The organism is Bacillus weihaiensis (assembly GCF_001889165.1).
GTDB lineage: Bacteria > Bacillota > Bacilli > Bacillales > Bacillaceae > Metabacillus > Metabacillus weihaiensis.
Genome location: NZ_CP016020.1, coordinates 1,856,774 through 1,880,189, shown reverse-complemented (window position 1 = coordinate 1,880,189; position 23,416 = coordinate 1,856,774). Strand labels below are relative to the sequence as shown.

Below are 23,416 nucleotides of genomic sequence, written 5' to 3'. Positions count from 1 at the left end.
TCCCATTGTTATCCTCCTCTAATGAAAGAAAAGGGAGAACCAAACGGCTTCCCCTTTTCCTCGTTTATGAAATGAATAGACCTAAAATAAGGGCGACACTCACACCAACTAATCCGATAATTGTTTCCATTACAGTCCATGTTTTTAATGTGTCTTTAACACTTAAACCAAAATAGCGTCCAACTAGCCAGAAGCCAGAGTCATTCACGTGTGAAAGAACTGTCGCTCCAGATGCAATCGCAATAACAATTAATCCAAGGACAGGACCTTCAAGGCCTAGAATTGAAATAAGCGGTGCCATTAAGCCAGCTGCAGTAACCATTGAAACAGTAGCAGAACCTTGAGCTACACGAACAACTGCAGCAATCAGGAAGGCTAATAAAATTGGAGGTAAAGATGATCCTGCCATCATATCCCCTAACACTTGACCTACACCAGAATCAATTAAGATTTGCTTAAACACACCACCAGCACCTGTTACTAAAATAATGATACCAGCAGGCTCTAATGCTTTCGTTGCAATGTCTTGAACTTCTTGACGAGAATATCCACGTCTTGTTCCAAGTAAAACAAATGTTAAAATTGTTGCAATCGTTAACGCGACGAATGGATGTCCTAAAAACGTTAAAATCTCACGAACGATATCTCCTTCTTCTAATAGAACACCTGAAACCGTATTCAGTAAAATTAACACTAAAGGAACCATGATAAGAGACGCAATCAATTTAAAGCTAGGTAAATCTTTATCATATTCAATTTCCTCGAGGTTCATATAATCCGGAACGACAACATGTAACTTTTTCGATATGAATGTTGCAAATAGCGGCCCTGCAAGAATCATAGCTGGTACCCCTGCAATCGCTCCGAATAAAATCACCCAACCAAGCTCAGCCCCAATTAAATCAGCTACAGCAATTGGTCCTGGTGTTGGAGGAATAAAACTATGTGTAACAGCTAATCCAGCCAACAATGGAATCCCATAATATAAAAGTGACTTTCCTGTTTTCTTTGCTAATCCATAAACAATTGGAACAAGAATAATAAACCCTACATCAAAGAAAACTGGGATGGCTACTAAGAAACCTGTTAAACCAAGAGCCCATTGTGATTTATCTTCACCGAATTTTTTTACAAGCGTTTGCGCTAATCGTTCTGCTCCACCAGATACTTCTAGCATCTGACCGAACATCGCACCTAAACCAACGACTACAGCTACGAAGCCAAGGGTTCCTCCCATACCATTTTGCATCGAGGTGACAACTTCATTTAACGGCATTCCTGCTAGAATCCCAACAATTAAACTTACTAATAATAAAGCGACAAATGCGTGAAGCTTTGTACGTATCACTAAAAATAATAAAAGAAAAATTCCAGCTAATGCGACTAATATTAACATTTGATCTGACATGTAGTTCACTACCTTTCCTTATTGTTATCCTTCTTTCCTTTCAACCGCATGACCGCCAAATTCATTACGAAGAGCTGCTACAACTTTTCCAGTAAACGTGTCCTCTTCTAATGAGCGGTAACGCATCATTAACGCCATCGTAATAACAGGTGCCGCTGTTTGAAGATCGAGAGCTGTTTCTACCGTCCATTTTCCTTCACCTGATGAGTGCATGATTCCTTTTATACTCTCTAGCTTTTGGTCTTTAGAAAAGGCATTTTCCGTCAACTCCATTAACCAAGAACGAATAACAGATCCATTATTCCAAACTTTAGCAACCTTTTCATAATCGTAGTCGAACGGACTTTTTTCAAGAAGATCAAATCCTTCTCCAATTGCTTGCATCATTCCATACTCAATACCGTTATGAACCATTTTTAAAAAGTGACCACTTCCAGCTTTCCCAGAATAAAGGTAACCGTTTTCAACAGTAATATCTTTAAAAATTGGCTCAATCTCAATGAATGCGTCTTTATTTCCACCCACCATTGTGCAAGCTCCATTTCGAGCACCATCTACACCACCGCTAGTTCCACAGTCAAAGAAATAAATCCCCTTTGCTTCACATTCTTCATTTCTTCTTAAAGAATCCTTATAGTGGGCATTTCCTCCATCAATGATATAATCTCCTTCTTCTAACAATGGAAGCAATTTTTGAAAGACTTGTTCAGTCGCTTCACCCGCTGGTACCATCATCCAAACTTTACGAGGATTTGCTAGTTTACTAACAAGAGCTTCAATTGTTTCTGCTATTTGCACACCATCTTCGGAAATTTTTTTCATAGCATCTAGATTTACATCATTTGCTACAACTTCATATCCTTTATTTGAAAGATTAAGAGATAGCTGATATCCCATTTTCCCTAACCCTATCATTCCAATTTGCATACATATCATCCTTTTCTCGTTACGAAATAAATTTTCTTGATAGTTTCATTATAAGAAAAAAATTTCTTTTTGCAAGCGATTCCAGAAAAATATTTTTTCTTTTTGATCTTTTTAGTATAATAAAAGAAAGCCCTATCAGGAGAGATGTATATGAAAAAGACCCAGGAGCCTTGTTTAGTCACGATACGTAAGCTTTATCCGAAGTTTAGTATTACAGAGAGAAAAATTGCGGATTATATGTTGAAATATCCGAATAAAATTATTCATTCTTCAATAAACCAGCTAGCAGAAGACCTTGAAGTAGCTGATTCGACGGTTTTTCGCTTCTGCAAACGACTTGGCTATAAAGGATATCAAGCAATGAAAATCGCACTTGCAACAGAGGTTGTTTCTCCCCTTCAGGATATTCATGAAAAAGTATCTGAGGGTGATACAATGGAAACAATTGCGTCCAAAGTTTTTCGTTCCAATATGAAAACGCTTGATGACACGTTGAGTATTATAAGCGAAGAGCAAATCCAGCTGGCAGTCGAAAGTATTCTATCAGCTCAATCAATTCAGTTTTTTGGAAGCGGTGGATCTAGTATTATTGCTCTTGATGCTTATCACAAATTTGTCCGAACTGGATTAAAGGTGCAAGCAACGATTGATACACATTTTCAGCTCATGGCTGCTTCACAAATGACAGAAAAAGATTGTGCCATTCTTATCTCGCATTCTGGTTCTTCAAAGGATATTCTCCATATTCTAAATGTTGTGAAAGAGACCGGTGCAAAGATGATTGCGATTACTAATTATGCTAAATCACCTTTAAGTGGTGCTGTCCATATCCCTCTTTATACCGTTTCAGAGGAAACAGACTATCGATCAGAAGCGTTATCTTCACGAATTGCCCAGCTAAGTATTATCGATGTCTTGTATGTGAATGTGTTAATGAAGCTCGGAAATGAAGGGAAAGAAGCATTAAAAAAAATGCGCGAAGCAATATTAGTGAAAAGAATTTGATAAGTAGAATCACTTCTAATTTCTAGAAATAAAGCTCTAGGCCGCTTGCCTTAATGTAACTATGCTGGATAAGCGATTTCCTACATTCGCTGCAAGTTAGCGTTTACTACGTAATATAAAAACCCAAACTTGGATGTGTTACTCAATAGAAGAGTCCATCTTAGTTTGGGTTTTTTAAGTTAGTACCTTAAACTAATAAATCAACTTTATACATGCTTATTTTAAAGAACAAAGACCTACAGAATTTAGATACCATTTACATTTTGGCTATTTATCAAGTATCCGGTCTGGTTTAATTTCGCACCAGTTGCTTGCTTTCTGAGGGGCGAGCGGGGAGCCTTCCTCGGCGCAACCGCCGTTTGGATCACACTTATCCCTCTCCTCCCCCAGGAGTCTCGCACTTTTCTACCATTCAATCTTTAGTCATTTCGTTCAAAAAATATTTATAAGCCAACACTCTCTTAGAAAAGGAATTTAATCAGCTTATGGCTGAAATAACATGGCAATGATACGATCTACCAAAAAGTTGAAAACATAGCTACAACACGTTGGGTAGGTCCTAAATCATATCCTTCTTGTAGATTAAACAGGCTTACTTGCTGGAAAGGTCACCTTTTTTGCGTCTTGAGAGCTCTGAGACTCTACGTATTCAATTTAGGTAATTCATTCAAATAATAAAATAATTGACTACTCTCCTAATGACGAAAATTCTTCGACCAATTCTTTAAACTTTTTAAGTGAACTCTCAATGGGTTCAGGTGTTGTTAAGTCTACACCTGTCTTTTTCAATAATTCAAGTGGATAATCAACACTGCCACTTGAGAGGAAATGTAGGTAATTCTTAAGCGTATCTTGATCTCCATCTAAAATTCTTGTTGCAATAGAAATAGCCGAGGCAAAGCCAGTAGCATATTTATACACATAAAAAGGTCGATAAAAATGTGGAATTCGACTCCATCCATATTTAACCTCTTCATCAAAAACAAGCTCCGGGCCATAATATTCTCTAAATAAGCTTTCATAGATGGTATTAAACACATCAGCATTTAACGCTTCACCTTTTTCAGCTTTTTCATGTGTTTTCCATTCAAATTCAGCAAACATGACTTGTGTAAAAAAAGTCCCTTTAAATTGATCAATAAAATGATTAAGTAAATACTTTCGTACATGAAGATCCTTCTCATGATTTAGTAAATAGTTAATGAGTAAGATTTCGTTAACAGTGGACGCTACCTCAGCTACGAAAATACTGTACCGCGCAGTAATCTGCGGCTGATGTAAGGAGCTGAGCTTACTATGAACTCCATGCCCACATTCATGAACAAGGGTAAATAAGCTATTAAGGTCATCTTGATGATTTAATAAGATATATGGATGCACACCGTAAACCCCGAGATTATATGCTCCAGATCGTTTTCCAGGAGTTTCCCTTACATCAATATATCTTGACTCCTTAAATTCTTTTAATGTTTGTAAATACTCCTCGCCTAGCGGAGCTAATGCTTTTAACATGATGTCATAAGCTTCATCATAGGTAATTTCTTTCTTTACCCCTTTTACTAATGGAACACTAAGGTCATATTGTCTTAATTCCTCGACGTCTAATATGTCCTTTCGAATTTTAGTATAAGAATGGAGAACAGGGAGGTTTAACTTAGTTGTTGAAATTAATTTCTCATATACTTCTTTTGGAACAAAATCTCCAAATAACCCCTTTTCTAACGCAGATGGATACTGTCTTAGTTTAGCAAGAGTTACATTATTCTTTATACTTGCTGATAAGGTAGAAGCAATTGAATTTTTCATTTGTACATATGGCATATAATATGCTTTATACGCTTCTTTTCTCTTATCTCTGTCTTCACCCTCCATTATTTTTGCATACATTCCTCTTGTTAACTCAACCTTTTCTCCATCTTCATTCGTAATGTCACCGAATTTAATATCTGCATTATTGATCATTCCGAAGGTGTTTGCAGGCGCTGATAAAGCCTCTCCTAGCTGAGATATAACTTGTTCCTGTTCCTTACTCAGCACATGATTTTTGTAGCGAAAGGAATCAAATAGATCTTGTTCGAAATACGCTAACCTCGGTTCTTCGCTTATGTATTCCTTTAGGGTTTCCTCTGTTAAACTTAAAAGATATGGCATAAAGAAAGAAGTGGCCGAGCTTACTTTCACACTTACTTGTTTCGCGCGGTCAAGTAAGGCCTGTGACTTTGTTTCACGCGTATCCTCATCCCCCTTAAGCATGGCAAAGGCATAGAGTTGATTAAATGTAAACGATAGCTCTTCTTGCATATTTAAAAATTGGTATAGTGTTTCACCATTTGATATTTTTTGATCAAATTCTTTTAACAACGTGGCTTTTTCTTCTACAGCTTGAACGTCATTTTCCCATTGCTCATGAGAACTATATAAGTCTTCTAAGTTCCATTTTTCATGTGTAGGTACGTCTTCTCGACTTTTATAATATTTCATTCGAACCCTCCTAATAAGTACTTTCTTTTAGTATACGTATTTTTTGACTCTTCATAACGCTCTCTCGCTTGTTCTGTACCTGTAAAAGCTCTTGTTATTATGAAAACCTTGCTATGTATTCTGATTAAATCAGGCTGCTGACTCTTGAACAAATGCTGTAAGCTCATCATTAGAAGTACCAAAAACAGTATTGACTTCCAATTAATGTAGTGAAACTCATTACGTAGGTTTCCTTCAAAATAACCATTCACAACCTAATGGGGGTATTGATTTGAAGAGCAGGTTACTTTATGTTTTCACATGTTATTTATTTTCTATCGACTGTTGAATTAAGGTGATACCCCTTATTGGTTTACTTTATTGTACCATTTTCTGCAAGTGACTCCAGTTGTATTCAACTGAAAGTGTATCTCATTCTTTCTAACTTACCAAGAAATTCACTTCTGTATAATAATAGTGTTGAATAAATTAAAAGTAATAAAAGTTTAAAGAATTGAAACTAAACATAGAAAAAGAACTTAGACATCTTCTAATGGGCTCTAAAACAGAAATAGTGAATATAAGTTTAGACTCATACTGTGAATCAAAAAAATAGGGTATCTTGTACAATAGTGTATTGAAGGATGAACGAGGGAAAGATATTTTTAATTATAGTTTTTTGAAACTTTGTTCTATTTATAAACGTATATAGACGGAGGTGAAATTAATGGAAAAGAAAATCGGTATTTACGTGTTTGTTTTACTACTCAGTTTCGTTGTAAGTTATCTCCTAACATCCGCTTTCGCTCATTACGGGTTAAATACATCTTCGTTAATAACTGGATTACTTGTGGTATGTGTTACAGTCTCTCTAATTTCATTGCTTGAAAAGTTTCTTCTACGTTCAGAAGCATCGAATTAATAATGGGAAATACTTCTTTTTATTACGCAGTTTGAAGAAAATATGCCACAGATAAAAAAGAGGATGGGACAGAAGTGCCTGGCGCCTTATCGTAACGACTATATGTACGCACTTATTTATCTAGTGCACACAATAGATTGTATCGGAGGGTGCCTGGCTCTTTGTTTTGTCCCAGCCTCTCAATTGCTAATTTATTCATTTACCTGTTTATTTGCCTTTATAAACAGGTTTTCGTTTTTCTTTAAATGCAAGTAATCCTTCTTTTCTATCATCAGTCGGAATGGTGTAATGGTATGCTTCTTTTTCTAGTTCAAGCCCATCTTCTAATGCTACCTCTACACCACAATTGATTACACGCTTAGCCTGCCTAATAGCGATTGGAGCATTTCTAGAAATACATGCAGCCATTTCATGTGCTTTTTCTAGTACTTGATTCTGATGTGTAATATATTCTACTAGTCCATATTCTCTTGCTTCATGTGCTGTTATCTTTTGCCCTGTATAGATAAGCTCTTTCGCACGACCACTTCCTATTAATCTAGGCAATCGCTGTGTGCCACCTGCACCAGGAATAATCCCGAGCGAAGTTTCAGGTAATCCAAACAGTGCTTGTTCACTAGCGATCCGAATGTCGCAAGCTAGAATGAGTTCCATTCCACCTCCAAGTGCCGTTCCATTAATAGCCGCAATTACTGGCTGAGGTATTTTTTCGACTAAAGATACTGCTTCTCCAATAGTAGCGACTGTTTCTTGTACCTGTTGATCGTTCATACTTGCCCGTTCCTTTAAGTCTGCTCCTGCACAAAATACTCTATCTCCTGCGCCCGTTAAAACAATACAACGTACCTCTTGATTTCTCCTACACATCATTAAGCCTTCACTAAATTCTCTTACTAGCTCCAATGATAAAGAATTAGCCGCTTTCGGACGATTAAGTATGAATGTAGCAATACCTTCATCAATCGACACTTTTACCAGTTCACTCATTCTCGCACCTCACTCCTGCAAATAGTTTTTTACAAATGAAGTGGTAGTTTCCCCTTTTCTAAACTTTTCGTGTAATAAAACGTTTTGTAGCATCGGAATATTTGTTTTGATTCCTGTTATTTTATAGCGATCTAATGCTTCCTTCATTTTCGAAATGGCCTCTTCTCTGTTCTTTCCCTTTACAATTAATTTAGCAATTAAAGGATCATAGTATGGTGTTACAGTTGATGAGTGATGGACAGCTAATTCATGTCTTATTCCATCCCCATCTGGAATTACCAATGACGTTAGCTTTCCTGGTGAAGGATAAAATGTAACAGGGTCTTCTGCATAAATACGAACTTCCAATGCATGACCTTCTCTTTTCACCTCTTTTTGAGAAAAAGACAGGCACATACCAGCTGCTATTTTTATTTGCTCTTCGACAATATCAATTCCTGTGATTTCTTCTGTGACAGGATGCTCCACTTGTATTCTCGTGTTCATTTCTAAGAAATAAAAGTGTTGATTTGCGTCAACTAAAAACTCAATCGTTCCTGCATTCCGATATCCTAGGCTTTTAGCTGCTTTGACTGCCGTTTCCCCTATTTGTAACCGCGTTTCATCATTTAGAAATAAAGATGGCGCTTCTTCAATCACCTTCTGATTCCGTCTTTGAATCGAACATTCTCTCTCCCAAAGATGAACAATATTCCCATAGGAATCGGCTAGTATTTGAATCTCAATATGCCTCGGATTTTCAATAAACTTTTCAATATACATGGCTCCATTTCCAAAAAAGGAATGAGCCCGTTTTTGATTCCCTTCAAATGCCTTTCTCATCTCTTCATTCGAAGTTACAAATTGCATGCCAATTCCTCCACCACCAGCCGACGCTTTCAGCATGATAGGATATCCAATTTTTTCAGCAACTTCGATCGCTTCATCCGCATTCTTTAGTTCGTGAAGAATTCCAGGCACAACTGGAACCCCAGCTTTTATCATCAAGCCTCGAGCTTCAATTTTGTCCCCCATAGCTAAAATAACGTCCGGTGTCGGACCAATAAAAGAAAGTCCTTCTTGTTCACATCGTCTAGCAAACAGTTCATTCTCTGAGAGGAGACCGTACCCCGGATGAACGGCTTCTACTTTGCTTTCCTTGGCAATTCTCATGATGGTATCGACATTTAAATAGCTATCAGCTACTCGAGGACCACCGACAAGATAGGCTTCATCTGCCTGTTTCACATGTGGAGCATCATGATCCGCTTCTGAATAAATTGCCACTGTATTTATGCCCATTTTTTTACAAGTACGTATCACTCTGCACGCTATTTCACCACGATTTGCAATAAGCACTTTAGAAAACATCCAATATTCTTCCTCTCGTTATTTATTTTCACAGCCGATCTGACGCGCAATGACCATTCGCTGGACTTCTGAAGTACCTTCTCCGATTTCAAGTAGCTTAGCATCACGGAAAAAACGCTCCACTTGATATTCCTTCATGTACCCATACCCTCCATGAATTTGAATCGCCTGGTCACACACCCTCATACACATTTCAGATGCGAATAATTTAGCAATGGCCGCTTCTTTTTTGAATTTTCTTCCCTCATCCTTTAACCAGGCAGTCTTATACACCATATTTCTTGCAATCTCTATATTCATTGCCATATCAGCGAGCTTAAATTGTATCGCCTGAAATGCTGAAAGACGTTTGCCAAATTGTTTTCTTTCTTTTGAGTAGGCTAGTGCCTTCTCATACGCACCTTGTGCAATTCCAACTGCCATGGCTGCAATTCCAATTCGTCCTCCATCTAACGTGGCTAAAAATTGCTTATATCCATGTCCTTCTACCCCTAATAAATTCTCCTTAGGAACTATTACAGAATCTAAAATCAGCTCTGTTGTATTAGAGGAATGAAGTCCCATCTTCTCGTACTGATCAATGACCGTAAAGCCTTTTGCATGAGTTGGAACGATGAAAGCACTTATCCCATTTGTACCCTTTGATCGATCTGTTACCGCTGTAATGGCAAGATAATTTGCATAGCTTGCATTTGTAATATAACATTTTGACCCAGAAATTACCCAATGATCTCCATTCAATGTCGCAGTTGTTTCTGTTCCGCCAGCATCAGATCCAGCATTTGGTTCTGTCAATCCAAACGCACCTAAGTATTCCCCCTTGCATAGTGGCGTTAAATACTCTTGTTTTTGTTTTTCCGTACCAAAAGCATAAATCGGAGCTGCACCTAGTGAGATATGAGCAGAGTAAGTAATTCCTGTTGAAGCGCACACTTTACTTAATTCTTCAACGACAATCGCGAAGCTCACACTATCCGATTCACCACCACCGTATTTTTCAGGAAAAGGTAAACCCATCATCTCAAGCGTTGCGAGCTTTTTAAAAATATCTTTAGGAAACTGCCCCGATTTATCACGTTCATCTGCATCAGGAGCAACCTCCTTATCAGCAAAATCACGCATAACATTTCGTATCATTTTTTGTTCTTTAGTTAAATCGAAGTTCATTCCACTTCCATCCCCTCTTTAATAGATCGTACGTTCTTTAAGATCATGTGGAACTAAACAGGATAAACCGGATGCTTCCTAGTTGAAAATGGCATATACTTGGATTGGTAGACGTCAAATCTACTAATCAACTCATCTCTTAAGGTATTAGGTGATATAATTCCGTCAATAATCATCTCTGATGCAAGACGATAAAGATTTATATCTTCCTTATATTCTTCACGCTTCCTCTTAATAAATTCCTGACGTTCCTCATCTGGTAGTTCTGCAATCTTCTTGGCATAAACAGCGTTAACAGCCGCTTCCGGTCCCATAACTGCAATCGATGCGGTCGGTAGTGCCAAACAACAATCCGGTTCGAAGGCAGGTCCAGCCATGGCATATAACCCTGCCCCATAAGCTTTTCTAACGATAATTGAGATCTTGGGTACAGTTGCTTGGGACATACTCGCAATCATTTTTGCACCATGACGAATGATTCCAGCTCTTTCTACCTTTGTTCCGATCATAAATCCAGGGATGTCCGCTAAGAATAATAAGGGTATATGGAATGCATCACATAGAGTAATAAATTTTGCTGCTTTATCTGCGGAATCATGAAATAATACACCACCTTTTACACGAGGCTGATTAGCAATAATACCAACTGACTGGCCATTTATTCGACATAAGCCAGTAATTAGCTCTTGTGCAAAAAGCTTTTTTATTTCAAAAAAAGAATCTTCATCAATGATTCTTTCAATAAGTTCCATCATATTAAAAGGGGCATTCTGATTTTCCGGCAGTATTTCTTCCAGGGGTTGGTCAAAAGCTTTTAGAGATCTTTTCTTAGCTTCAGGTGGTTTTTCTGAGTAGTTTGCTGGGAAATATGAGAGGTATTGTCTAGAAAGCTGTATAGCTTCTTCTTCTGATTTCGCTAAAATATCACCACATCCTGAAACGGAGCAATGCATATTAGCTCCACCCATCTCTTCTAGAGATACCTTCTCACCAATAACCATCTCTGCCATTCGTGGTGAACCTAAATACATAGAAGCATTCCCTTCGACCATAATGACAATATCACAAAAGGCTGGTATGTATGCACCTCCTGCTGCTGATGGACCGAACAAGATACAGATTTGAGGAATTTGGCCAGAAAGCTTTACTTGATTATAAAAGATTCTTCCAGCCCCCCTTCTCCCGGGAAACATCTCAATCTGATCCGTAATTCTTGCTCCAGCTGAATCCACTAAGTAAAGAAGAGGTATTTGTAACTTTTCAGCCGTTTCTTGCATTCGAATGATCTTTTCAACTGTCTTTGCTCCCCAGGAACCTGCCTTAATCGTAGAATCATTCGCAATAACGCAAACATTCTTGCCATGCACTTTTCCTATCCCTGTAATTACACCATCTGCTGGCAAGCCTTCTTCTAAACAGTTTGCTAACAGTCCATCCTCAGTTTCTAAGCCATGATCAAAGAGAAGCTCAAGTCGTTTCCTAACAAATAATTTCCCTTGGGACTCATTTTTCTCCTGATACTTAGTTGGACCACCTTTTTTGATGTGTTCAACTCGTTTTCGTAGCGTTTCTTCTAACGACATTATAGCTCCCTCCCACTCTCATTAAATTTAAAGAAATTCTTCTAGTAACCTACTTGAATGACTATCTAAACGTCTTCCAATTTTTTCTTGAATATATCTTACTGCAGCTTTTAACTTCTTTTCTTCGATACCAGTTTGAATGCCCATTGTATTTAAGAGATAATACAAATCATCCGTTGCAACATTACCGGAGGCACCTGGTGCATAAGGACAGCCCCCCAAGCCACCTAGAGAACTATCAAACGACGTAATACCAAGCTCTAAGGAAGCGTTTACATTTGCTAGTGCAGTTCCTCTCGTATTATGAAAATGCATCGCAAATTGTCCTTCTGGAAATTCTCTAAAGATGAGAGATAGCACCTCGTTTACCTGCTTTGGGGTGGCAACACCAATGGTATCGCCTAAGGAAATCTCATATACTCCCATACTAAAGAGCTTTTCACAAATGCGAAGTACTTCAGCTACTTCAATAGCGCCTTCATATGGACAACCAAAAACAGTTGATATATAACCTCGTACTTTTTTATTTTCAGTAAGACTATCGTTGATTACTCCTTTTAGGATCGCAAAAGAATCCTCTCTTGAACGATTTACATTGTGTTGATTATGTGTTTCACTAGCTGACATAAAAATAGCTATTTCATCTATTTCTGCAGCTAAGGCTTTTTCCAGCCCTTTTTGGTTAGGAACAAGGGCACTATAAGTAACACCTTCAACTCGATCGATTTTTTTTGCCACTTCAAAGCAATCCGCTAATGATGGAATCCATTTTGGATGAACAAATGAAGTTACTTCAATAAAAGATAAACCTGTATGAGAGAGCATGTTAATCCATTTGACCTTATCATCCGTATTAATTTGTTTTTTTTCATTTTGTAATCCATCTCTTGGTCCAACTTCTTTCACGGTGACCTTTTTCGGTAAATACACAATACCTCTCCCTTCTATTCTAACTCTAGAAGAATATCACCATCATTTACGAAATCAGTTTCTTGAATAAGAATGGTTTTTACACGTCCTTCATACTCAGATAGAATAGGAATCTCCATTTTCATTGATTCTAAAATCACCACTTCTTGACCTACTTTAATTACATCTCCTACTTTCACAGTGATCTTCCATACACTCCCTGCCATATTTGAATAAATCTGTTGTTGCATAATCACACCTCCATAAAAATAAGATCAAAACCTATAACTATCTTATTCAAGAAGAATTGTAGTTAGTATTGAGAATGAATTTTTGAATAATTCTCACTTTTCCATGAGTATATTGTGAATGAGAATCAAAAAAAGAGGCTGGGACAAAACAAAGAGCCAGGCACCCTCCGATACAATCTATTGTATGCACTAGATAAATCAGTGCGTACATATAGTCGTTACGATAAGGTGCCAGGCACTTCTGTCCCAGCCTCTCCGATTCATACAAAAGAAGAAATAATAGTGAAGCTTAAAAAAGCTTTTTGAAAAAATTTTTTAAACTCTTCTCCTCACTATTATCTCTTTCTACCTCTTGTTTTTTTGTAATATAGATTTTTTCTTTATCGATGGCATAATCATAAGCTAATACAAGTCCTAAGTCTGTCTCATGCTCCTTATCAGTCGAGATAAGAAATTTAGTTCCTACTTTATTAGCCAATTTAATGTAGTCAGACAAGAAAGAATAATTCATTGTGCCGTTTAAAAACAACGTGGCTTCTTGATTCTTTTTCATTAGCTCTTCTACTTCTTGATAGGTTCCCTTTTCTCGAACTTGTTTCTTAGTTAAGACGACGACCACTCTTTCTCTTAGCGTGCCTAGGAATTTTCGACGTTCATCTGGATTTATTTCTCGCTTTCCATAAATTCCTTGTTGTAAATAGTCGTCCACCTTTGATTTATCCATCTTTTTCTACCCTCCTAAAAAGCCCAATTTAGCTAGCTTTCTTCACTATTCGTGAATTTTGCTTCAATTGAAGATGATAAATGATATCCACTATCCGTGTACTTATAAATTGACAACCAAGTGCATAGAGGATAATTTTCATATCAACTAAAACACCTGTTGACAATAATAACAACCCGTTAATACCGAATAAAAGTTTACCTGGTGATCTTTTGCTTATTTTGGACATTACCAATGCTAATATATCCATACCACCAGATGAAGCTCCCATTCTAAATAAGATACCTAATCCCAAACCAAACAATACAGATCCTATTCCTAAGTCAAGTAAGATAAATGAGAAAGGCTTCTGAATAAAAGGGCTAAGAACTTGAATGATAATAGAGGTAATGGTTACACAATACATGGTCCATAAAGCATTTTCTTTCCCGAGCCACTTGACAGCTGCTAATAGCAAGCTACCATTTACAATAATTAATGTAATGGAGAAAGGAATTGCAAAGAAATGATTGACTAACACACTAATACTAGCAGCACCGCCAGAAGGGATATAATGCGGAAATAAAAAAAGTGACATAGCCAATCCTTGTATAGTAGCTCCTAGTGCTAAAAAACAGACTTTTCTACTTATATCTAAATGTTCTAGCATGACTTGACTCCTTACCACTTCAACTTACTTTCTTTTACTAACATGCCATATTTCAAACGGAGAAACAAGTACCTCGGAAATATATCTAAGCATTATTATAAACTTGTTAGTTTAAGGATAAAAAAAAGTGATAAGGATTCATTCATAAGAATTCACCTATATCACCTATGTCTTATTTTGTTCGATGTGATAACCTTTCAATTAATAAAGCCAATAATAAGGTCCGTTCCACTAAAGTCGGAATTTCTAAATACTCCTTATCACTATGTGCATTTCCGCCTACCGGTCCCAAACCATCAATCGTTGCAATCCCAAGAGATGATGTAAAAGAAGCATCAGATCCTCCACCTGTTGACGTATCCTCAATTTCAATGCCAATTTCTTCGCCAACATCTTGAATAATACGGAGCAACGCACGTGTTTTTTTGTTTTTCTCCATAGGAGGACGGTTCATCTCACCCTCTAATAAAACCTTTGTTCCAGAGACCTCTGTTGAGGCACAAATTTCTTCAAGCCTTTCTTCAAGATATTCTACTTGATCCATTTCCTTTATTCGAATATCAATCTGAGCTTCTGCATGATCGGAGACAGTGTTTGCACTAGAACCGCCTTCAATTAACCCTACATTTACACTGATTCCATTTTCATGATCAGATAATTCATAAAGCTGCAATATCTTATGAGCTAACTCTTCAATGGCACTCCGTCCTTTTTCTGGCTCTATACCAGAATGTGCAGCTCTACCTTCAACAATTAACGTATAGTTTCCTTTTCCTCTTCTTGCTGAAACAAGTGATCCATCTTTCCGTGCTGGTTCCATCACAAGCGCGTATTTTTTCCCTTTAGCTTCACGTTCAATCATACATTTGGAAGAAGGTGAACCGATTTCTTCATCACTATTTATAACAATTTTTATGTCTTTATATCCAATAAGACCTTCATGCATCAATGCCTTTATGGCATAAAGGAGTGAAGCATGGCTAGACTTCATATCAATAACACCCGGACCATAAGCCCGATCGTCTTTGATAGAAAATGGACGTTCTGCCGCTGTACCAACAGGAAAAACCGTATCCATATGGGCTAGAATAATAATTTGAGGATCAATTGCATCTCGATGCTGAATCAAAAGGTGGTTTCCAAATTCCTCTTGTTTTTCGACTTCAATTTGAAAGCCTAACTCTTTATAATGTGAGATCAATATTTCCCCGATTTTATCTACACCTTGCTTATCATAAGAACCACTATCGATATTTACAAGCTCTTCAATAAAGTGCAGCATTGCATTTTCTTGCTGCTTTAAAAACGATTCCATCTTACCTTTTCCTTCTTTCTCTTTCAGAACGACTACCTGCATCGCTTTCTTTGTCAAATGACGAATCCATATATTATTTTTCAAACAGTTTACATAACTTTATTATTAGATTTTACCAGAAGAAAACAGTTTTTGTAAGAACATTTAAAATGAAACCGGATGAAATGGTCATTTATATGAGGCGTCAAGATATACTCCTTTCAACTCACAGTCGACTTTAGAGAAACTCACAATGAATATCACAAAGCCCAATAGGATAACGAGTTCAGAATAGACATCGATGATCCAACATAATCCATACAGTAGGAAACCTATCCCCATAAAAGGAAGTGATAAGAGGCTAAATCTTTTTCATAATTGCACATCCAGGTTTAACATTACGATTCTATGGATTTCCTAATCGGTTTTTTCTTTTTATTTTAATCAAAAGCAGGCATTTTAAAACTTTATTCTATTAAATTACTCATTTTATAGGTTAACAACTCACGACAGAAAAAGAGATAATTACCACAACTTACGTATTAAAGCAGGAAATTCGCCGCACCCCATAATAAAAGAAAACTGATGACCATTGTTAGATTAGACAACGTGCCTACAAATCTCTTATCATACTTAAATTCTACTGAATAGGTTAACACAGAGACCGACGCTGGTAGTAATACACCTAATACGATTGTTAATCTCACCATTTCATTAAACGGCAAGAGTAAATAACAAGCAAGCCCAAAGGCTAATGCTACCGCATACCGAACGATTAAATAATGACCCATCAACTTTAAATTCTTCTTTTCAAATGTAAACGTAAGAAAAATCCCTAATAATAAAAGAGACAATGGCATATTAGCTTTTGAAATAATTTCTGAAACATCAATGATAGGCTGAGGCAACCTTATTCCTATGATACTTAGTATGAGAACTAGTAGGTACGTCATCAAGGGAACCGACTTTGACATCTTTACTAAAATTGTTTTGGCCTCTAGCTTTACCTCTTCCACTTCTGAATAAAAGCTAGCAATAAAATAGCTTAACCCAAAAATAATAAATGCATTCCCTACATCAAACATGGCAAAATAGGTGATCCCCTCATGACCAAAGATTACTTCAACTAACGGATAAGCGAATAAGCCTATATTTAAACCAGGCAGCATCATTCTTACCATTCCTTTTATTTTCCTAGGAGATTTTCTAAAAAAGAGGAATCCAACTGAGGCTATAATAAGACCATATACAAAGCCTGCAATGATAAGGACAATAAGGGATGATTGTATAGTTATTCCGTTGAAAGTCACGATTAATAAACAAGGAAGTGTTAGATTAAATAGTAGTCGAGATAAACCTTCACCATCTTTTTCTTTAATGAGATTGCTTCTTTTCAAACCATATCCTATTGCAATAATCATGATGCAATAGAGGAATTGTAGGTTAAAACTCTCCAAAATATTAACACCTCTATTTAAGTATTTCATTTGCTATATCTGTCTAATTTCATTATACACTATTTTATTTGTCATTTTGATTTAGAGAGTTTTAATGAAACTAAAGAGTGAAGAGAAACTAAACTTGGATTGGCTTCCTCTTCACAGCTCATTTAGTTATTTCAATATGGTAAATAAACGAATTTTTTTAGCTCGTCTTTCCTCATTATCTTGGCTGAGCAACGATTCCATTGTGTACTTTAATATATCCATGTCTTTTTATATTAAAGCCTCCTTCATACACATATAGCCCCATTTGTCGAATATCCATTAATTCACGATACGTATGATTCATCACATCTGCCATAATTTTATAAAACAGTCGAGATTTTAGCTGCAGTCTTGGTGTGGTCATAATAACATATCCACCAGGCTTTAAGAATTTCCGATGCCAATCCATCACTGCCTCTTTATATTCATCAGGAAAATGCTCTAACAATCCAACACTTAAGACAATATCAAACTCCTTACCAAAAGGTAGATTACGAATATCTTCAACCATGTAATGGATATTCATTTGATCTTTGTACCATACCTTATGGTGATTTGTTGCCGGATCAATGCCTAAGAACGGATAAGTGGTAGGAAAATGACCAAATCGATCTGTGTGACAAAATTCATCGTAATCTACCATAACAACTTCACCTTCTGGATACATCGCATATAGTTGCATAGCTTCATACCCTTCCGCTGCTCCTAAAAAGAGAATCCTAGGCTTTTTAACATCTAACCCTTCAAAAAGAGCCCTTTTTCCTCTTGGATCCCAAACTCCGTCTTCTATACGGTGAGCATAATTCCAAAGAGATAGTCTAGCAGTCTCCCCTAATGCATGTTTTACCTCACGAAGTTGAAATCTTGAAAAATATGATAGTAGTTGTTTTTTCGAATTCTTCAATTCAGCAGGTATATCCTTAACAAACCAGTTATGAAACGAGCGATTAAAGAACTCCCAAGATGTTTTTACAGACATTTCTCCATGCTTCTTTTCCCATTCTTTTTTTGAGCTAGCTAATGATTTTACTTCATAAGGTTTTCCTATTTCCTTCCATGATAAATTCGACCAATCTGACACCTGATTCGCATTAAAAAATTGGTCTACATATTCATTAGTAGGATTTCTCAAGTCAATACGATAGCTAGGGGTTAAGCGTGTAGTATGGAATTGATGATTGCTTACTCCTTCTTCTTCACCTAGTCGTTTCTCAGTACCCATATGCAAACTGCCTCCTTTTAGGGGGATTACCTTGCAAACGCTTACACTTTTTCTTTTCATTATAACAAAAAATAGATGGATCGTTTCTAAGAAGACCCATCTTTCCCTTGTTTATTTCTCGACAAATTCAACCAAATTAAATACTAATTGATAGACGGTTGATAAAACCTCTCCTATGGAATGCTCATCACTAAAATCCTTAACTGCATCCAACGTAAGGTTGAGGTCCCATAACCCATCTTTATCATTAAACATGAGATTGTATTTTTTATCTAGATCGAGTAGATGGGCATTAAGAAATTCTCTCATCTTATCACCTTGTTTCTTCTTTAGGAACAGGCCACCCATTATCTCATATGTACCGAAAACATCATCTACTTCTAAAGAAATTGACTCTATGCCAAGAACCTCAAACCATTTTGACTCTATGTATAGGAATTCTGACATATTATTTTTGAAGTACTGAATTTTTTCTTTCAAAAAAGTGGCCCTTTCAATTGCAATTGTCTCATCTGTTTCCTTATGACTTCGTTCGAGATAAGCCTCTTGAAATCGAGAAGAAATGTCTTCAACAATTTGGACATGATCAATAGAAATTTCAAGTTCTTTTACATAGGCTGCTTCGTTCTTTCCAAGTTCTCTTACCTTTTGCTCCTTCATTAATGGAACAAATACTTCGTTCATTTTATCTTTTAACAAGGTTAGACCTCCGTTTCATTAGATCATTTTTTAATGCAAGGCTGCTCGTACAGGTAGCTTCATCCAAACATAAAAGAAACTACCTGTTGCCAACAATATTTTATAGTACATTCATTGTTCTAGTCCTACTATACCTAATTAAGGACAAAAATAAAAATTATTGTTCTAGTTCGAGCAGGATTGGACAGTGATCACTTCCTAGCACCTCTGAATGGATTTGTGCATCACCTATTTTATCTGCTAACGATGACGAGACTATGAAATAATCAATTCTCCATCCAATATTTCTTTCTCGTACTTTACTCATATAAGACCACCATGTAAATGCATCGGTTTTCTCTGGATATTTATATCGAAAACTATCAACAAAGCCTGCATCTAACAGCTTGGTCATTTTTTCTCGTTCTTCAACTGTAAATCCTGAATTACCTCGATTAGATTTTGGATTTTTTAAATCGATTTCTTGATGGGCAACATTTAAATCTCCGCATAAAATAACCGGCTTTACTTGTTCTAATTGAAGGAGATAAGTACGAATAGCATCTTCCCATTCTAGCCTTTCATCAAGCCTAGCTAAGTCACGTTTAGAATTAGGAGTATACATCGTAATAAAATAAAACGACTCAAATTCAAGCGTGATAATTCTTCCCTCTGCTTCCGTGTCCAAATCCCCAACTCCGTACGAAACGGAAAGAGGCTTTATTTTAGTAAAAATGGCTGTCCCTGAATATCCTTTTCTTTCGGCATAATTCCAATACTGCTCATAGCCTTCAAGCTCTAACTGTATTTGACCTTCTTGAAGCTTAGATTCTTGTATACAAAATATGTCTGCATCGACTTTATGAAAGTAATCTAAAAATCCTTTTTTCACACACGCTCTTATTCCATTAACATTCCAAGATACAAATCTCATCGTCTATCAACTACCCCTATCACCTTTTTTGCTAGATTTCTATCATAACTAATTTGTCCATAAAGTGAAATAGATTTGATCCATTGTACATGTATTAGTCTTAAATTGTACAAAGGCTCAGGTCATCATTGTCACCATCCACAAGCATAGTGACGATGCTGGATGATAGGCATTTATTCACAATCAATCTATACCATGAAACGCTAACAAATAAAAAAGCTACCAAAGATATGAAGACGTTCTGCCTTCCCCCTTAGTAACTTAATACAAAACATTTCGTTTCGTTCACCTGTACAATCTGTGTGGAAAAAAATGTGCTTACTCCGCTTTTTTCATTTTTATCTCTTTTACTTTTTGGACTTGTTCCTCAGGCCACCATGCGCCACAGTCATCTGATACAACACATGCAGCACATTTCTCTAAATCATATACTTTCATTCCTGTAATGGGAGGAGAATATAAGTGAAGAGTAACTAATTTTTGTTCTTTGGAGGATCCCGACATTTTATGAACCCCCTCTATCGGAGCATAAAATGTGCTACCTACATCTTGCTGCTCCTCGAATAGTTCTGTTGGTAGAAAATCTTCTTTTACCTCGTAAACGGTATTTTTAACTTTTCCTTCAAGCACTTTAATCCATCCAAAAGATTGACCATGATCATGTGGAGCACACTCCAAATCGGACCAATTCATTACCAATAATTCTACATTTTCATCTTTATATAACAGCTTTCGTTCGTATGGTCTCTTCTTCCCTTTCTCCTCTATAGAAAAATTTAACTCATTACTACTTATATCTAAGTCTGTTATTGTTTTTAAAAGTGTGTCTTTTCCGTAATCTTTCAATTGACTAAGAACAATTGAAATTCTCTCCGTTACATTCATCAAAATCAACCTCCATGCTAGTACCCTGAGATGACTGGTGACCGACCTTCATTTCCTTTTGTCCGTAAAAAAAGGGGGAATTCTCTTAACTTGCCCATTGACAAAGATAACTCCAATTATAATTATGATCCCGCCTATCACACTTATGAGCATTATTTTTTCTTGTAAAAAAAAGATGGCAGCTAGCAAGGTTGCTAATGGCTCTAAATATAAAAAAACCGAAACTTGAGAAGCTTCTAAAACAGACAGTGCCTTAGCCCAGTACCAATATGCGACACCTGATACAAATATACCTAAAAAAAATAAATGCCCCCACTCTGTTCGATCTAACGTACTTATTGCCTCCCAACCTCGATTACGAAGGAGAAAAGGTAAAGTTAGTAAAAAGCCCAGAAAACTCATATAAAAAGTAATCACAAGAGGTGAAAACGGAATACGTAATTTTTTTAATAAAACCGAATACACAGCCCAATTTAACGTACTTAATATCATCAAAAAATACCCGATATGTAAACTACCCTTAAGGTCTTGATCTGCACCTACTGTCGTAATTAAAAACACACCAAAGATGGCAAGAATCATTCCGATTACTTTTGTTAGACTCAACTTTTCATTCAGGAAAATCATTGATAAAATAACGGTGAAAACAGGTGAGAACGAAATCATCCATCCTGCCGCTGAAGCATCAATCGTGAGTAAGGCAGTAGCCTGAATCACTTGATGAATAAATACTCCTAGGATGCCTAAAATAATAAGATGTGGCAGATAGGATAGGCCGATTTTTATCTTCTCTCGTAAGATCACTAAGAGGACAAATAAAAACGCAGAGCCAATACCGAACCTAATTACTAGTAATGTATAGGGATCTAGTTTATCTAAAACGGCCTTTGTTGATACAAATGAAACACCCCAAAAAGTGATGGATAGTAAAGCATAAAGTGAGGCTGCTGATTTTTTCATAGGAAAGTTCATCCTCGATTCCTTTCTAACCATATTCTATTAGTTAACGTATGCTTGTCCCTCTCATTCATGCGAAAAAGTTCTTTTCTCTTTTTACAATTCCTCACTTTCATCAATTGAATATACGTGACAGGTAAGATATAATGAATGAGTATTCATTCATTATACACGGAGGTGGAATCTTGAAAAAAATTGGACCACTAATGATTCTCGAAGGACCCAACAAAAGCAAAGTTCCTTTTTCAAGAAGCTTATATATAGATTCTTCTGAAAAAGTGTTAATTGACACAGGTGCAGAACCTACGTTGTTAAAAACCATTCAGAAAGAAAAAGGCATTCATTATGTGGTGAACACACACTATCATCCAGATCATACATGTCATAATTATTTATTTCCACAGGCAGAGAAATGGATAAATCCAATTGAAATGGAAACTGTATCTTCCATAGAGAAAGTAGCTGAGCAAAATGGAATTTACCAGGAATGGGGATCTGTAGGTGTAGAGAAATGGGTAAAAACCATTCCGAATGAATGGATTGAGAGTCTTTCAATCATCGACAAAAGCTATGAATATGAAAAAACCTATTGTTTCGATGGAGTAAATGTTGTATTTCTACATACTCCCGGTCATACAAAAGGGTTCTCTTGCCCGTATTTCCCTGACCTTGGTGTTGTCTATACTGGAGACTATGACATGACAACCTTTGGTCCTTGGTATAACGGTACTGATGGGGATATTGATGAATTTATATCATCAGGAAAAAGACTTCTGACCATTGAAGCGGACACCTATATTACTGGCCACCAAAAAGGAATATACTCAAACAAAGAGTTTAAAGAAGCAATGACTCAATTTTTATCGATAATTGAAACAAGAGATGAAAAAATAAAACAATCTATTAAGAATGGACTAACATTTGAAGAGCTAACAAAGATTGGTATTTTTTATCCTCCACGAACGTTAGACAATATGCTTCTCTATACATGGGAACGATGTGGTATTCGAAAGCACTTGAAGAGGCTTGGCTATACAGTTCAAGATAATGAAATTAAAAGCTTTGTAGTGAACTAAAAATAAATATGTCCCTATTATATTCATCGAAAAAAATAGATGGCTGGCGAAGGGTATCGATGTGCTTATCCTCAGACGATTTTTTCGTTTCATTTAAAAAAGAGGGCTAATGCCCTCTTACTCATCTTCTTCGTCCATTAATTCCTCAAAAGCCACTGATACTTTTTCGAATTCCTCATCACTTTCAATAGGTGAAAAGTCACCTTCTTGATCAATTGTTAAAAAGAAAACATCGATATCTTCTTCTGAGTCATCTTGAATATCTTCAACAAAACCAACAGCTACATAATTCTTACCTTCTAATTCAATAGCTGCTAACACTTCAACTTCATTTTCCTCGCCTTGATCATCTGCAATCGTAAAAACTTCTCCAACTTCAATGTTTTCCATGTATAAAAACTCCCTTCCTACGTACATATAGTACCATTACCTATCTTATTTTACCAATTTACCAACCGTTTCATCCACTCAAAGCATAAGCATGATTCTTTTTTATGAATCGTTGTCCTGCAGTTCATCTTAAAAGTAGATCAATAATAAA

Annotated in this window: 22 protein-coding genes; 3 read left to right on the top strand and 19 right to left on the bottom strand. The window is 36.5% G+C overall.

Annotated features, from left to right (window positions below):
• Nucleotides 1-64: 64 nt before the first annotated feature.
• Nucleotides 65-1,408, bottom strand: coding sequence for a GntP family permease (locus A9C19_RS09065; protein WP_072579647.1), 1,344 nt, complete (start codon nt 1,406-1,408; stop codon nt 65-67).
• A 24-nt stretch (nt 1,409-1,432) separates the two neighbouring features.
• A complete protein-coding gene (gnd, locus tag A9C19_RS09060) occupies nt 1,433-2,335 on the bottom strand; it encodes a phosphogluconate dehydrogenase (NAD(+)-dependent, decarboxylating) (protein ID WP_072579646.1) in 903 nt (300 codons plus the stop codon).
• A gap of 150 nt (nt 2,336-2,485) precedes the next feature.
• Here gnd and A9C19_RS09055 point away from each other — a divergent pair, with 150 nt between their 5' ends.
• Complete coding sequence (locus A9C19_RS09055; RefSeq protein WP_072579645.1) at nt 2,486-3,340, top strand: MurR/RpiR family transcriptional regulator; 855 nt, start codon at nt 2,486-2,488, stop codon at nt 3,338-3,340.
• Nucleotides 3,341-4,027: 687 nt separating this feature from the next.
• Here A9C19_RS09055 and pepF read toward each other — a convergent pair.
• Nucleotides 4,028-5,821 carry an oligoendopeptidase F gene (gene pepF / locus A9C19_RS09050; protein ID WP_072579644.1) on the bottom strand — a complete coding sequence of 598 codons (1,794 nt, stop codon included), beginning with the start codon at nt 5,819-5,821 and terminating at the stop codon, nt 4,028-4,030.
• Between the two features lie 706 nt (nt 5,822-6,527).
• Here pepF and A9C19_RS09040 point away from each other — a divergent pair.
• Nucleotides 6,528-6,722 carry a hypothetical protein gene (locus tag A9C19_RS09040; RefSeq protein WP_072579642.1) on the top strand — a complete coding sequence of 65 codons (195 nt, stop codon included), beginning with the start codon at nt 6,528-6,530 and terminating at the stop codon, nt 6,720-6,722.
• Between the two features lie 207 nt (nt 6,723-6,929).
• Here the strand turns inward: A9C19_RS09040 and A9C19_RS09035 are convergent, their stop codons facing one another.
• The 15 genes from A9C19_RS09035 to A9C19_RS08960 form a co-directional block, all read right to left on the bottom strand.
• Nucleotides 6,930-7,709 carry an enoyl-CoA hydratase gene (locus A9C19_RS09035; RefSeq protein ID WP_072579641.1) on the bottom strand — a complete coding sequence of 260 codons (780 nt, stop codon included), beginning with the start codon at nt 7,707-7,709 and terminating at the stop codon, nt 6,930-6,932.
• 9 nt (nt 7,710-7,718) lie between these two features.
• Complete coding sequence (locus tag A9C19_RS09030; protein ID WP_072579640.1) at nt 7,719-9,059, bottom strand: acetyl-CoA carboxylase biotin carboxylase subunit; 1,341 nt, start codon at nt 9,057-9,059, stop codon at nt 7,719-7,721.
• An 18-nt stretch (nt 9,060-9,077) separates the two neighbouring features.
• Nucleotides 9,078-10,226 (bottom strand): acyl-CoA dehydrogenase, encoded by a 1,149-nt coding sequence (locus A9C19_RS09025; protein ID WP_072579639.1) that lies wholly within the window; start codon nt 10,224-10,226, stop codon nt 9,078-9,080.
• Between the two features lie 53 nt (nt 10,227-10,279).
• Nucleotides 10,280-11,809, bottom strand: a complete 1,530-nt coding sequence (locus tag A9C19_RS09020) for an acyl-CoA carboxylase subunit beta (RefSeq protein ID WP_072579638.1) — start codon at nt 11,807-11,809, stop codon at nt 10,280-10,282.
• Nucleotides 11,810-11,836: 27 nt separating this feature from the next.
• Complete coding sequence (locus tag A9C19_RS09015; protein WP_233499258.1) at nt 11,837-12,739, bottom strand: hydroxymethylglutaryl-CoA lyase; 903 nt, start codon at nt 12,737-12,739, stop codon at nt 11,837-11,839.
• 14 nt (nt 12,740-12,753) lie between these two features.
• A complete protein-coding gene (locus tag A9C19_RS09010; RefSeq protein ID WP_072579636.1) occupies nt 12,754-12,969 on the bottom strand; it encodes an acetyl-CoA carboxylase biotin carboxyl carrier protein subunit in 216 nt (71 codons plus the stop codon).
• A gap of 289 nt (nt 12,970-13,258) precedes the next feature.
• Nucleotides 13,259-13,693: a YueI family protein gene (locus A9C19_RS09000; RefSeq protein ID WP_072579634.1), complete on the bottom strand. Its 435-nt coding sequence runs from the start codon at nt 13,691-13,693 to the stop codon at nt 13,259-13,261.
• A gap of 28 nt (nt 13,694-13,721) precedes the next feature.
• Nucleotides 13,722-14,342, bottom strand: a complete 621-nt coding sequence (locus A9C19_RS08995) for a YitT family protein (protein ID WP_072579633.1) — start codon at nt 14,340-14,342, stop codon at nt 13,722-13,724.
• 172 nt (nt 14,343-14,514) lie between these two features.
• A complete protein-coding gene (locus A9C19_RS08990) occupies nt 14,515-15,657 on the bottom strand; it encodes a M20 family metallopeptidase (RefSeq protein WP_072581816.1) in 1,143 nt (380 codons plus the stop codon).
• A gap of 521 nt (nt 15,658-16,178) precedes the next feature.
• Nucleotides 16,179-17,093, bottom strand: coding sequence for an AEC family transporter (locus tag A9C19_RS08985; protein WP_072579632.1), 915 nt, complete (start codon nt 17,091-17,093; stop codon nt 16,179-16,181).
• 205 nt (nt 17,094-17,298) lie between these two features.
• Nucleotides 17,299-18,345, bottom strand: coding sequence for a class I SAM-dependent methyltransferase (locus A9C19_RS08980; RefSeq protein ID WP_072579631.1), 1,047 nt, complete (start codon nt 18,343-18,345; stop codon nt 17,299-17,301).
• A 111-nt stretch (nt 18,346-18,456) separates the two neighbouring features.
• Nucleotides 18,457-19,044, bottom strand: a complete 588-nt coding sequence (locus tag A9C19_RS08975; protein WP_083584329.1) for a hypothetical protein — start codon at nt 19,042-19,044, stop codon at nt 18,457-18,459.
• A gap of 157 nt (nt 19,045-19,201) precedes the next feature.
• Nucleotides 19,202-19,957 carry an exodeoxyribonuclease III gene (locus tag A9C19_RS08970; protein ID WP_072579630.1) on the bottom strand — a complete coding sequence of 252 codons (756 nt, stop codon included), beginning with the start codon at nt 19,955-19,957 and terminating at the stop codon, nt 19,202-19,204.
• A gap of 318 nt (nt 19,958-20,275) precedes the next feature.
• Nucleotides 20,276-20,842, bottom strand: a complete 567-nt coding sequence (locus tag A9C19_RS08965; protein WP_072579629.1) for a cysteine dioxygenase — start codon at nt 20,840-20,842, stop codon at nt 20,276-20,278.
• 48 nt (nt 20,843-20,890) lie between these two features.
• Nucleotides 20,891-21,802: a DMT family transporter gene (locus tag A9C19_RS08960; protein ID WP_072579628.1), complete on the bottom strand. Its 912-nt coding sequence runs from the start codon at nt 21,800-21,802 to the stop codon at nt 20,891-20,893.
• 182 nt (nt 21,803-21,984) lie between these two features.
• On the opposite strand from A9C19_RS08960, the gene A9C19_RS08955 reads away from it, so the two are divergent.
• Nucleotides 21,985-22,875 (top strand): MBL fold metallo-hydrolase, encoded by an 891-nt coding sequence (locus A9C19_RS08955; RefSeq protein ID WP_072579627.1) that lies wholly within the window; start codon nt 21,985-21,987, stop codon nt 22,873-22,875.
• 117 nt (nt 22,876-22,992) lie between these two features.
• Here the strand turns inward: A9C19_RS08955 and A9C19_RS08950 are convergent, their stop codons facing one another.
• The gene (locus A9C19_RS08950; protein ID WP_072579626.1) at nt 22,993-23,265 is read right to left on the bottom strand and encodes a DUF1292 domain-containing protein; all 273 of its coding nucleotides are present in this window, start codon (nt 23,263-23,265) and stop codon (nt 22,993-22,995) included.
• Nucleotides 23,266-23,416 lie beyond the last annotated feature (151 nt).